The following is a 13,259-nucleotide window of genomic DNA, read 5'->3' as shown; positions in this document are numbered from 1 at the left end:
ATACAATATAGACTTATTAATGGAGGTAATTTTTTGACTAAAGAAACAGAACATACAGAAGAGAAAAAAGATTTGCGTATCCGCGAGCAAAGTCATTAGTGAAGGTGTAAGTCGTACACCTAACCGTTCCTATCTACGTGCACTTGGCTTTGAAGATGAAGATTTTAAAAAACCGATGATTGGTGTAGCAAGTACATGGAGTGAAGTAACACCATGTAACATGCACATTGATGGTTTAGCGCGTGCATCTAAACAAGGCATTAGTGAAGCCGGTGCCTCACCACTTATTTTCAACACCATCACTGTCTCTGACGGTATTTCCATGGGTACAGATGGCATGCGTTTCTCACTACCAAGTCGTGAAGTTATTGCTGATTCAATCGAATCTGTAGTAAGCGCCGAGAATTTAGATGGCGTTGTGGCAATCGGTGGCTGTGATAAGAATATGCCTGGTTGTATGATCGGCATTGCACGTCTTAACTTACCTGCTGTTTTCGTATTTGGTGGCACGATTATGCCTGGTAAATTAGATGGCAAAGATTTAGATGCCGTTTCAGCATTTGAAGGCGTAGGTCAGTACAATAATGGAGAAATCGACAAAGAAGCATTACATAAAGTAGAATGTGCAGCATGTCCTGGCGCGGGCGCTTGTGGTGGTATGTTCACTGCAAATACTATGTCTTCAGCTATAGAAGCGATGGGCATGAGTTTACCTGGAAGTGCCTCTCATCCAGCTGTATCGACAAACAAAATGAAAGATAGTAGAGCTGCCGGAAAAGCAGTTTATAAATTATTAGAACAAGATATTTATCCTAAAGACATCATGACAAAAGAAGCGTTTGAAAATGCAATCACAGTCGTTATGGCCCTAGGTGGTTCTACAAATGCTATTTTACATTTATTAGCTATTGCACATACGATTGAAGTAGATCTGACACTTGACGATTTTGAAAAAATTCGTAAACGCGTACCACACATTGCTGACTTAAGACCAAGCGGTAAATACGTTATGGCACATCTTGATGAAGCAGGTGGTATTCCTGGAGTAATGAAATTACTTTATGACAATGGCTTAATCCATGGCGACTGCTTAACAGTAACTGGTAAAACTGTTGCCGAAAACTTAGAAAACGAACCTGGCTTAACTGATAATAAAGAAATTATTAACTTTGATAAGCCTAAACATGCAACTGGACCACTTGTTATATTAAAAGGTAATCTTGCACCAGAAGGCGCAGTTGCTAAAATTTCAGGATTAAGTGTAACTTATATTAAAGGACCTGCACGTGTATTCGATTCTGAATCTAAAGCGACAAAAGCGATTCTTAATGACGATATTAAACCTGGCGACGTCGTAGTTATCCGTTATGCTGGCCCTAAAGGTGCACCTGGCATGCCTGAAATGTTATCCGCATCATCTATTTTAGTAGGTAAAGGATTAGGCGAATCTGTTGCTTTAGTCACAGATGGCCGCTTCTCAGGTGGTTCGCATGGTCTCGTAATCGGACATGCTGCTCCTGAATCAATGGTAGGTGGACCAATGGCCTTATTAGAAGAAAACGACACAGTTACAATCGATGCTGAAAATCTTGAAATAAGCTTTGATGTATCAGATGAAGAACTTGAACGTCGTAGTCAGCAATGGCAGGCGCCACCATCAAAAGCTACACGAGGCACACTCGCAAAATATGCTAAACTCGTGTCTTCTGCTTCTAAAGGCGCTATCACAGACTAATATATTAAAACGTTTCTATCCATTTTAACTAAAGCATTATCATAATGAACATTTATCCTGTTCTCTATGGTAATGCTTTTTATTTTCGGATATTTTTTAAAAAAGAATCGTGAAAAACACTTTTGCATGCGTTGTCGTTTTATTTTTCAAATTATTCACACTTACGAATAATTTGTTACTATTTAAGAAATTATAAACAAAATTAAGTACAATTATATTAAAGTGAAAATAACAAAACAAAGCGAGGTGAGTTATATGAGCTTTATCATTGATATCATCAAAAAAATTATCGGTTTATTCACTGGCAAATAATCTCTAAAATTGCTTTAAGGGCCTGATATTTAATTAAATATCAGGCCCTTATTGGTAGTGTTAACTGAGTCATATTAAATTTTTATATGAATTGCACTACAAAAATCAAAATAATTACTACAGGTAAAATAAATTTAATTAGGTAATACCAAGGTATAAATAATCTGAGTTTATCTTTACCAAAATGTGCTTTCAAATCATTTTTATCTAATAATTGACCAACAACTAGTGTTGTTCCTAATGCTCCCAGTGGCATTAATATATTCGAAACTAAAAAGTCCATATTATCAAAAATAGTACCTGCGGCAAATTGTATATGACCTAAACTTCCAAACGATAGTGTTGTTGGAATACTGATTGCGAACACTAATATACTTACATAAAATGCAACTGGCTTACGTTTTGCATTATCATTTTTTGTGAAGTTCGAAACGTTCAATTCTAATAGTGAAATTGAAGAAGTAAGTGCTCGCAAATAAGAATAAGATTAAAAAGATTAGGTAAAATCCTTGTCCATATGCCATTTGATCAAATACTTTTGGTAATACTTTAAATAGTAACCCAGGCCCTTCTGTTGGGCTGTAGCCGAATGCTGAAATTGCAGGAAATATAGCTAAACCTGCCAAAATTGAAACCAGTATATTCATTGCTACAATAGAAATCGCCGAAGTCTTAATCGTCATCTCTTTTGAAGCATAACTCGCGTACGTAATCATGCCCGTCGTCCCTAATGATAATGTGAAGAAGGATTGCCCAAGTGCAAATAAGACACCCTCCATAGAAATTTCTTCTAGACGTGGTTGTAAAATATATTTTAAACCTTCAAATGACCCTTCAAGTGTTAACGATTTGATAACAATAACAATTAAAAAGATAAATAATAGTGGCATCATAAACTTAGAGGCTTTTTCTAAACCTTTTTCAACGCCCATCATCACAATAAACATCGTTAACAATATAAAGATGCCTTGCCCAGTAATCGTTAAGAAAGGATTACTAATAATAGATTCAAACTGTATATTTCCTAATTGACCACCGTTAAGGGTTAATATTTGAAGCGCAACATTAAATATATAGATGATAATCCAACCGCCTATCACACTATAAAACCCAAATAGTATGAATACAGCTAAATTACCGTTCCATCCGATAACGTTCAGCCATTTTTTCTTTGTTAACTTTTCATAAATTACAGTTGTATAAGTCTTCCCCATCTTACCAACAGTAAATTCCATCATTAATAAGGGCAGTCCGACAACTATCGTAAATATTAAAAACATTAATAAAAATGCGCCCCCGCCATATATACCAGCCATATATGGAAATTTCCACATTGCTCCTAGTCCTATAGCAGATCCCGCACTTGCTAAAATGAAGCCCGTCGACGACTTCCATTGTGATTGTTTACTCATAATTTTACATCCTTTGTGTTTTAGAAAACTTCATTGCGTTAAAGCGTTTTAGTAACATAGCAATTACTATAACATTTTTCAGTAATTGTCTCAATATAAATTTCATTGAATAGTGCGCACTATGTAACCTAAGACAAAACATGAAAGCGTTCTGTTACATTGAACATTTTATGACGTTTATAAAACACAATACTTTTAATATTGAAAATTATCTGACATCTCATTGAATTAACAAGTAATATATGTTAAAGTTGCTTGTGTTTTGTGCAAGTAAATTTCCTTTAAATCGAGGTATTAGAAATGAACAGCCTCATCTTAATTTCTGGTCTAATGTTATTCTCATTTTTCTTTGGAGCAGGAAATTTAATATTTCCACCTATGTTAGGTTATACAGCTCAAGAAAATATGTGGGTTGCTATGACTGGATTCGCTATAACAGGCATCTTATTGCCTTATCTTACAGTAATCGTCGTTGCTTATATGAATGGCGGCGTTGAAAGTATCGGGAACAAAGTCCACCCTATTTTCGGGACAATCTTTGCGATCTTCATTTATTTATCTATCGGGGCATTATATGGTATCCCACGTGCTTGCAAATGTTGCGTACGAAATTGGAACAAATCATGTTTTACCAGTACATAACCATTTTACATTAATCGTATTTTCAGTCATATTTTTCCTAATTGTTTATTTTATCGCATTATATCCAAATCGTATTATAGATAATTTAGGTAAATATCTGACGCCAATTTTAATACTTATTATAGCTATTTTATGTATCCTAGTAATCATAAATCCAGAAGGTTCAATTGGCCAAGCAAGTGGTGATTATGCACAAACTCCACTCGTATCAGGTATTTTAGAGGGGTACTTTACAATGGATCTTGTGGTCGCGCTAGCCTTTTCTGTTGTGATTGTGCAAAGCTTCAAAATGAATGGCATCACCGATCAAAAAACACTCGTTAAAAACGTAATTAAAGCTGGTTTGATCTCTGCTATTTTATTATTAGTCATTTATTTTGCACTGGCTTATGTAGGTGCTACAACCACTCAAGGCTGGCTTTAAAGATGGCACTGGCATCTTAACATTTAATTCGTTACGTGTATTCGGTTCATTCGGCAATCTGTTATTTGGGGTCATCGTTATATTAGCTTGCTTAACTACTTGTGTTGGATTAGTAAACGCATGTGCGGCCTTTGCGATGAAAAAATTACCGAAAATATCATATAAAATTTTCGTACTTATCTTTTCATTATTGGGCTTTTTAGTTTCAACGTTAGGTTTAGAACTGATATTACAAATTGCAGTACCGTTGTTAACGTTTATATATCCAACATCTATTGTATTGGTGCTTATTTCATTAGTAAGTATTTTCATTCCATTTGAAATGAAATTTGCGTTTATCATTCCTACTATCGTGACTTTAATTATTTCGGTGTTACAGATACTCAATGATTTCAAATTATTCCAACCACTGAATGCGTTATATCAAGTGTTACCACTCTCTGATATTCAATTAAGTTGGCTCATACCCTTTATAGTCTTACTTATCATTGGATTAATAATAGATTTTTTCTTAAAAAACAAACCAGACAAAATCGTTATAAATTTGATTTCGTTGTCTAGACTTTCCTTATTTCACTGTATAATGGCTTGTCATAAGTAGTTTTGCTAAAATGGATATTATGCAAAGAAATTTATTTTAGTTATATTTTTAAAAGGGGATGGGATGTTACATGGATAATTTCAATGAATTTTTACAAACTATAGATAATGATAAACACAAAAAAACAATGACTGAGATTTTTAATTGGATTTCAGAAACATTTTCTAATCTTGAGACAACCATAAAATGGAACCAGCCTATGTTCACAGATCACGGTACTTTTATTCTCGGCTTTAGTAAAGCAAAACAGCACTTTTCAATTGCACCTGAAGCGAAATGCATGACTGAATTTAGCGAACGTATCGATGCCGTCGGTTACTCACAAACGAACAATTTATTTCGAATAAAATGGACTCAAGAGGTCGATTACACATTGTTAAAAGACATGATTCAATTCAACATCGATGATAAAGCTGATTGCTCTACATTTTGGAGAACTTAACATTTATTTCATAGTCAAAGATATAAAATAATGGTTTCTACTATATTTCAGTAGAAACCATTATTTTAATTATCTGAAAGCTTATATCTCAAACATTTCTCATGCTTAAAAGTTAATAATCTTCGAAAAATGCAATCACATCTTGTTCTACTTCTATATGGCCTTCACCATAAGTCATTAAATGTTTGCATGGCGCATAACCTTGCACTTCTTTTTGTTCATGCGTAATATGATCATAGATATAGCGCGCACTCGTTTCATAAGCATCATCGTCTTGTTCACCATATTTGATAGTAATGGGAGCAGTGATTCGGTCTAATTTTGACATCACATCTTCAACTACGATTTGAAACTGATTAAGTCCTGCTCCATAACGCTCAATATTTTTAATTTGTTGTGCTACCTCCGATTGTTCTAAACCAACCAACTCTCCCATACGTTGACCATAATAGGTCAATCTACCTGAGAGACCAAGCATCACTTTTTCTATATGGTGTAGACATAATAGCTATTGCATCTATAGGTTGATGCTCTGCCAATTTGAGTGATAATATACCACCTAATGAGATACCGCAGACACCAATACTTGAATACCCTTTATCCTGTAAAAATTGATAACCATCTAATACATCTTTCCACCAATCTTCAATATCATAGTCCATCAACGTGTCTAACATTAAACCATGACCTTTGTATGCGGGAACATAACATGTGAAACCCGCTTTATGTAATTTAGTAGCTAATAATTTTACATCTCTTACCGTACCCGTGAATGAATGTAATAATAATATAGCCCGTTCCGCTTCATTATTCTCCAAAAATATTGGGTTTGGTGCCTTAACATTTATCATCTTTTGTCACTCCAAAATTTAGATTCACCATTTATTGTAATTCAAATTCATAATGCGTACAAAGCATATAAACTATCACTCTTTTTAAAAATAAATATCCCCTTCAAAATCCAACACGCTTACGTGTTAATTTTGAAGGGGATATTTTAATGAATTATTAACATTTATAACTTCTCTTAGTTTTTAGTTATTCGTTCATGTTAAAGAATTGTAATTCATATATTGATTTTTCATCATACGCATTAAAAGTATCAATTTTACCGTTTAAATGTATTTCTTGTGTTTTTCTACTTACATTATGCTTGTAAGTTATCCTCACATTTAAATCAGATTCATAACCATTATTCTTAATTGTGCTTTCAATTTCTGAATAAACGTCTTTATTAATCGGTAACAAATAACCTTCTTTACTAGGTAAAATATTAACATATTTTGTTTGTAAGATGTCTTGATTACCAAGATAGATTTCGATTTTTATATTTTTAGCGAGCACCGCCACCTAAGTTATATAATTTCAAAAAGTCTTGGTCTTCATCACTATCAATAGCAGTATTTCTTAAGTTTAATTCATCATGGTCTCTAGTAATCAGTATTTGATTAAAACCGAGCGCCGGTAAAAAACTGATTTTCATTTGGTACAGTTGCACACTGACTGAGATAAAGTAAAACAGTGCCATTATAAATGTACCAAGTGAGCCAATCGCTGAAATAATATTTATCATAATTGTAAACCTCCGTTATTCTATTTAAGAGGCAGGATTTGCATTGTAACATATTTTACACTCAAAAAAAATAACGAGCCACCAAAAGGCAGCTCGTAACTAAGAGGAAGTCTGTTAACATGCCCAAGGGCATGTTACAGACCTGCCTCTAGTTATCATGCCCGTGGGCACGAACAATTATTGTACAATGAACTTTTACTTTTTACAACCCAACATATATTTTTAATTTTATAAATGTTTTATAGCATTTACAATTGTATGCTAATATTATATTTATAAAATATGATTTAATATCAATAGGAGTTGTCGTATGTATAGTTCTAATCAAAGAGTCACCTCATTTTTAAAAATCACCACATTTTCTACTCTATGTTTTTTTACTTTTTGCTTTTTTCTAACTTTATCCCCTAAAGCAATTTATGCCGATGATTTATACACGTCAATGACTGAACTTATGGAGGACACTGAAGAAGGTGGCGACTGGGAGCTCAACTATAACAACAACCAAAGCAACGCACTTATTGCGGCAATACATGGCGGTAATATCGAACCTGGAACTACTGAAGTAGCAAAACTAACTGCTACCAAAGGGGCTTATAATTACTATAGCTTCCAAGGCATTCGTTCAACAAACAACGCAAGTTTACATGTAACTTCAGTTAACTTTGATGAACCTATAATAGAAGATATGCAACAACAAGTATCAAATTCCGTCATGATTCATGGTGCAAATGGCGAAGCGCCTATCGTTTATATTGGTGGCAAAGATGATGCTTTAAAAGCGTCTATTGAAGAACAATTAGAGCTTAAAGAATTTGATGTACAAACATCACCTAGTCATTTAGAAGGTGAAGCTGATGAAAATATAGCCAATAAAAATAATCAAGGTGCAGGTGTACAGTTAGAATTAACGACTGGACTACGACAATCCTTCTTTAACAACCAAGATCTAACCATGAATTCTAGGCAAGATCAAAGTAATTGGAGCTTTGCAATGTATGACTTTGCTCAAGCAATACAAACAGCAATACATGAACACGAATAATTTTTATTGAAAATGCTACTTTAAGCTAATATAAAAACGCAGTCGCTTTTTTAACTCAAACGACTGCGTTTTTTATCATTTATTTTCCGAATTTTATTACGTCTCATCTTCAACCACTTTATTTTTAGCGGCTGGATAGCCAAAAATAAAGATTAAAATCGACATAATGATTAATGCAACAATACCTGAATTCCAACTTCCAGTCGCATCATATAGATAACCAATTAGGAATGGTCCAATTGCGGCAATTAAATAACCGACAGATTGTCCAAACCCTGAGAGAGAAATACTACCCTCACTTGTATGTGCACGAATCGAGAAGAATGTCATACACAAACTGAAACATGCGCCCATCGCTAAACCTGCAATCACAATACCGATGATTAGCAACACGAGCGATTGTGTAAAGAACAGACTAAATCCGATTAAGAATAATACTGTAATAATCACGACTAAAATGCGTTGGTCTTTCAACTTAGAAGCAACAATCGGAAATATAAAAGTCATAGGAACTTGAGAGAATTGATTTAACATTAATAGATAGCCTGCTGTGGTTGGTTCTAACCCTCTATCTATGAGAATTGAAGGCACCCATGCCACCATCGTATAGAACACCATCGACTGAAATCCCATCGTCAATGCGACCATCCACGCTAATTTAGACTTTACAACATTCACTTTTTTAGAAGGCTCTAGTTTCGATTGGTCCACTGTCTCTTGCTCCAATTTGGCGCCAGTACGCGCTTTGGGTATCCACAGTAATAAAGCAATGACACCAAAGATAATCCAAAATGATAAGGACAATCTGAATCCTATAGGTGACATTTCAGATAAGGGGAAGCTTAGTCCCCCACCTAAACCCGCCGTGAAATTCATCGTTCCGCTATAAATACCTGTTGCTAATCCAATTTGCATTGGAAAATACCATTTAACATAACTTGGCAAGACGACATTTCCAAATGCAATCGCAATACCCAACAATAACGTTCCTATAATAAACAGATTAAAATCACCGACGATACGTAAAAGCAGCGCAATAATCAATAATATCGTAGAATAAAATATCGTCCGCGACATCGTTAAGCGTGACGTAACTTTAGATACGAGTGGCGATACAATCGCAAAGATAATCAGTGGTATCGTAGTCAAAATACCCGTTACACTATTACCAATTTCCATCACCTGTTTAATCTCTTCGACTACAGGACCTACAGAAGTAAGTGGTGCTCTTAAGGTAGAGGCGATAAAAACAATAGCTATAATGACGCCCCAATGCTCATTAATTCTGTGTGTACGATAAAGTTCCGACATCTTATACCACCTTTCTACAATAAATTAATTTTAAAGTTTTATATATTCCATATCATTCAATTTACCTAATTAATAAAAAATATTATAGTGACCTATTTATACTATTGCTAATTACGTTACTACAATACTGAGTAAATTTAAAGATGCTAAATTTTTAATTGCAAAACTACTTTTGTAAAATTGATAGATACATGAGAAACTAATCTATAAGATACATGGAGTAATGATATGATTTCAAATTAAAAAAACTACAATAAAGGTTGATATCAATGACGGAAATTTGTTTTATCAGACACGGAGAAACAGATTGGAATACAGCAGGGAAATTACAAGGTCGTACAGACGTACCTTTAAACCATACAGGCATTAAACAAGCAGAAGCATGCGACCAATTTCTAAATCATTCAGAATGGGATATTATCATCACGAGCCCATTAGCGAGAGCAAAAAAGACAGCTGAAATTATTCAGCAACAACTTACTATACCTTTAATAGAAATGGAGGCTTTTATTGAAATTTCATTCGGTGATGCTGAGGGATTATCAACAGAAGAACGTACAGCGTTATATCCCGATCGACTTTACCCAAACAAAGAACAAGCACACCTCGTAACAAATCGCTTTCTTAATGGGATAAATTCACTTATAGAACAATACAAAGATCAAAAAATCCTAATTGTTTCTCATGGCGCATTTATTAAAGCAGTATTTTCTTACTATTCTAATGGAGAAATTAGCACTGATTCGCCGAGATTGTCTAATGGCAGTCTAAGTACACTTAAACTAACGAACGAGCAAGCCACAATTTTAAATTATAATGAAGCGGCACACTTACCATCGCATTCTTCACTAGGGAAAAAGTAACGGTTAATTATAACTTTTTGTTATGATTAACCGTTTTTTTGTTATACAGCTCTATGACAATACTTTAGAGCAGTAAGTAGATTGAATAAATAGAGCGTTTTAAAAATAATCAGAAGAAACTTTGTAAAATGTGAACTCTATCTAAAAAGAAAACGTATATTTATTGAGTGAAATTAAAAAAGGGGGCTAGTTGTGTAAGCTTATTTGGGATTTAATTTGGTAGATAAAATCTCATAAGAATTAAGGTTAGACAACATGAATTACTTTAAAATTTTAAAATAGGGGTGAAGCATTATGAATAAAAAATTATTAGTATTATCATCAACAGTCGCGACTACAGGATTTTTAGTAGGAGCAGGAAATGGCGTAATTGGAAATAACACTGCACATGCAGATACAATGAATCCTCAAGAAAATAACATGAACAACAATATGCAACAACAAGCCATGCCAATGGAAAACGATATGGCTATGGATCAAGGCATGAACGACATGCAAGGTAATATGAATCACAACGATATGGACATGGATCAAGGCATGAACGACATGCAAGGTAATATGAATCACAACGATATGGCTATGGATCAAGGCATGAACGACATGCAAGGCAATATGAATCACAACGATATGGCCATGGATCAAGGCATGAACGACATGCAAGGTAATATGAATCACAACGATATGGCCATGGATCAAGGCATGAACGACATGCAAGGCAATATGAATCACAACGATATGGCCATGGATCAAGGCATGAACGACATGCAAGGTAATATGATGAAGGGTAACATGGAAGAAGCTATGATGCCATATTATAATTACACAGGCTACACAACATATGATGGCCATTTTACTCAAGATTATGATTTTGTAAGAGCATTAAAATACGATAATGTAATGATTGACGGATACAAAGTTAACACTGCAACAAACGATAAAGATGTAGCTACAAGCAAAAAAGTGAATGACACAATGGTTGATATGAATAAAGATGGTCAAGTCGTTAATATCACTTTTAATACTAAAGCAGATACAGTAAGCAAAGCAATGTTCAAAAAAGCACATATGTCTAACCACATGTCTGACGAAGGACAAACAGAAAACGGCTCATATATAACTTATAAAACAAATCATGGTATGTATACAGCACACTTCGACGAACAAGGCTTTTTAATGAAAGTGATGATAAGTTAATAAGCAATAACAAAAAGGACCTGATTATAGGTCCTTTTTTGTGCTTTATATAATAAATTATAATGTGGTTATATTAATAATTACGAAATGATAGCAGTTTATAAGACCGACTCCAATGGAAAAAACACTCACCAAAGACTACAAGGTGAGGATGTGCCCATAGAAAGTGTACGCAACAACACAGCCAATTCAGTTAAATAACATCCATTTGTAGTATTTCCTCTATATATGATTGGTCATCGTGTTCATACTTACTCCCTTTAAAGTTCTGTGGTTCATTAATGCCAGTAAGTAGGATAACCTCATTATTGCTATCTGTGGCATATAGCGGCTCTCGTATACCTTCTTTTCTCGAACATCCATTTAAAACAACACGCTTTTTATAACAATCAGGTAAATGTTGATTCATAAATTTGATGATAAGTTTAGGATCTACATACCCTACTTGCTCTGCAGCCAACATCAACTTATGCACCCCATCAGGAAGCTCATCGACAGTCAAAGCAATTTTATCAAAACCTCTTAAGCCTATACCAGTAATCATCGTATTTAATTTTTTACCTATACTGTCTGTATAGTCTAAAGCATTGTTTACTGATTCTCTAACTGCTAAAGCTGTATGCGCAAAATCTAAAATAATCGTATATGCACCTATATTAATAATTTGAAAACGATGTAAAGGTGAACCAATTACATGAGCTCGCTTGAATAATGTCTTCAATATCAAAACCTATTTTATGCAATGCAAACATACTCGTCGCTAAATTAATGTAGTTATGGCCTCCCTGAAAAGTAGGATGAACACGATACTTTACTCCATCGATGACAATATCAATATGATTATTTTTCGCATGATATTGATAATATGTTTCTTCTTGATTTGAAAAATATAAATCATCTTTTGCTATGGTTCTATATTCAAGCGTGTCCCAATTCACTAAATTCACCTTACTTAAATCATTCAATTTTAACTTAGCATTTAAATATTTTTCCATTGTGCCATGATATTCAAGATGTTCCGGACTAAAGTTAGTAAATACTGCTAACTCATTTTGAATGAAGTCTATGCGCCTTTGTTCTAAAGCAATAGAGGTTGCTTCATAAACAATATAATCATAATTTTCACGATAAAAATAATCTATGATTTCTCCCATTTCAAAATACATCGGCGTCGTTTGCGTCGTATGGTTAAATTTCATTTTGTTATAATGACTATCGAACACGCCCATCGTACCAATGATAGCTACTTTTTTACCTAACTGTGTTAATAAATTCCCAATCATATGACAGGTTGTTGTTTTACCGTTTGTGCCCGTCACTGCAATAAAATTTAAAGCGTCAATGGCGCCTTCATAGTATAACTTCACTAATTGATTAGCCACTTCAGGAAAATCATTGATATAAATAACGGGCATATTAAATTCGAAATCTTTAAATGTAGACGGAGACGCATCTGTAATCATTATCAATGGTTTCATTTCATTTGCACGTTCCGCATAATAAACCGTATTGTCCGAACGCTTCAACATAAATATTGTATCTTGCTGAATATCTTGATACATTGACGTAATTTTTTTACAGGTCTTATCTGTCTTCACTTTTACGCTTAATGAACGCTTAACTATATTTTCTCCAATTGTTAATAATATGTCTTCAACAGTTATTTTCATTATATTCACCCAACATTTATCGTTTATTTTATAAT

The 13,259-nt window shown here is 34.0% G+C and carries 7 protein-coding genes and 5 pseudogenes; 6 read left to right on the top strand and 6 right to left on the bottom strand.

Going from position 1 to position 13,259, the window contains the following annotated elements; translation table 11 throughout:
- The first annotated feature begins 33 nt into the window (after positions 1-33).
- Positions 34-1,735: pseudogene (ilvD, locus tag ABLV90_RS05405) on the top strand (dihydroxy-acid dehydratase).
- 394 nt (positions 1,736-2,129) lie between these two features.
- Here the strand turns inward: ilvD and ABLV90_RS05400 are convergent.
- A pseudogene (locus ABLV90_RS05400) lies at positions 2,130-3,462 on the bottom strand (sodium-dependent transporter).
- A gap of 297 nt (positions 3,463-3,759) precedes the next feature.
- On the opposite strand from ABLV90_RS05400, the pseudogene brnQ reads away from it, so the two are divergent.
- Positions 3,760-5,126: pseudogene (gene brnQ / locus ABLV90_RS05395) on the top strand (branched-chain amino acid transport system II carrier protein).
- 70 nt (positions 5,127-5,196) lie between these two features.
- Complete coding sequence (locus ABLV90_RS05390) at positions 5,197-5,568, top strand: iron chaperone (protein WP_460872304.1); 372 nt, start codon at positions 5,197-5,199, stop codon at positions 5,566-5,568.
- A 112-nt stretch (positions 5,569-5,680) separates the two neighbouring features.
- On the opposite strand, the pseudogene ABLV90_RS05385 reads toward ABLV90_RS05390, so the two are convergent.
- A pseudogene (locus tag ABLV90_RS05385) lies at positions 5,681-6,419 on the bottom strand (alpha/beta hydrolase).
- 187 nt (positions 6,420-6,606) lie between these two features.
- Positions 6,607-7,141, bottom strand: a pseudogene (locus tag ABLV90_RS05380) (hypothetical protein).
- A 442-nt stretch (positions 7,142-7,583) separates the two neighbouring features.
- On the opposite strand from ABLV90_RS05380, the gene ABLV90_RS05375 reads away from it, so the two are divergent.
- Entirely contained in the window at positions 7,584-8,186 is a 603-nt protein-coding gene (locus ABLV90_RS05375; RefSeq protein WP_427705534.1) for a poly-gamma-glutamate hydrolase family protein, read from the top strand.
- 96 nt (positions 8,187-8,282) lie between these two features.
- Here ABLV90_RS05375 and ABLV90_RS05370 read toward each other — a convergent pair whose 3' ends face one another.
- On the bottom strand, positions 8,283-9,497 hold the full coding sequence (locus ABLV90_RS05370) for a CynX/NimT family MFS transporter (RefSeq protein ID WP_460872303.1): 1,215 nt from the start codon (positions 9,495-9,497) through the stop codon (positions 8,283-8,285).
- A gap of 269 nt (positions 9,498-9,766) precedes the next feature.
- Here ABLV90_RS05370 and ABLV90_RS05365 point away from each other — a divergent pair, with 269 nt between their 5' ends.
- Complete coding sequence (locus ABLV90_RS05365) at positions 9,767-10,360, top strand: histidine phosphatase family protein (RefSeq protein WP_460872302.1); 594 nt, start codon at positions 9,767-9,769, stop codon at positions 10,358-10,360.
- Between the two features lie 294 nt (positions 10,361-10,654).
- Positions 10,655-11,554, top strand: a complete 900-nt coding sequence (gene isaB / locus ABLV90_RS05360; RefSeq protein WP_460872301.1) for an immunodominant staphylococcal antigen IsaB family protein — start codon at positions 10,655-10,657, stop codon at positions 11,552-11,554.
- Positions 11,555-11,747: 193 nt separating this feature from the next.
- On the opposite strand, the gene ABLV90_RS05355 is transcribed toward isaB, so the two are convergent.
- Together ABLV90_RS05355 and ABLV90_RS05350 are read right to left on the bottom strand one after the other, a co-directional pair.
- Complete coding sequence (locus ABLV90_RS05355) at positions 11,748-12,275, bottom strand: hypothetical protein (RefSeq protein ID WP_460872300.1); 528 nt, start codon at positions 12,273-12,275, stop codon at positions 11,748-11,750.
- Positions 12,211-13,224, bottom strand: coding sequence for a Mur ligase family protein (locus ABLV90_RS05350; RefSeq protein WP_460872299.1), 1,014 nt, complete (start codon positions 13,222-13,224; stop codon positions 12,211-12,213). The genes ABLV90_RS05355 and ABLV90_RS05350 overlap by 65 nt, the downstream gene beginning before the upstream one ends.
- Positions 13,225-13,259 lie beyond the last annotated feature (35 nt).

It is taken from the genome of Staphylococcus sp. 2S1, assembly GCF_046721335.1.
In the GTDB taxonomy this organism is placed as follows: Bacteria; Bacillota; Bacilli; order Staphylococcales; family Staphylococcaceae; genus Staphylococcus; species Staphylococcus equorum_A.
Note: the sequence above shows the minus strand (reverse complement) of the source record. Positions and strands in the feature narration are given on the sequence as shown.

What these genes read in the sequence shown, in the direction of transcription:
- ABLV90_RS05365 (WP_460872302.1), top strand. Translation starts at nt 9,767, where the DNA reads ATGACGGAAATTTGTTTTATCAGACACGGAGAAACAGATTGGAATACA.
- ABLV90_RS05350 (WP_460872299.1), bottom strand. Translation starts at nt 13,224, where the DNA reads ATGAAAATAACTGTTGAAGACATATTATTAACAATTGGAGAAAATATA.
- isaB (WP_460872301.1), top strand. Translation starts at nt 10,655, where the DNA reads ATGAATAAAAAATTATTAGTATTATCATCAACAGTCGCGACTACAGGA.
- ABLV90_RS05390 (WP_460872304.1), top strand. Translation starts at nt 5,197, where the DNA reads ATGGATAATTTCAATGAATTTTTACAAACTATAGATAATGATAAACAC.
- ABLV90_RS05375 (WP_427705534.1), top strand. Translation starts at nt 7,584, where the DNA reads ATGACTGAACTTATGGAGGACACTGAAGAAGGTGGCGACTGGGAGCTC.
- ABLV90_RS05370 (WP_460872303.1), bottom strand. Translation starts at nt 9,497, where the DNA reads ATGTCGGAACTTTATCGTACACACAGAATTAATGAGCATTGGGGCGTC.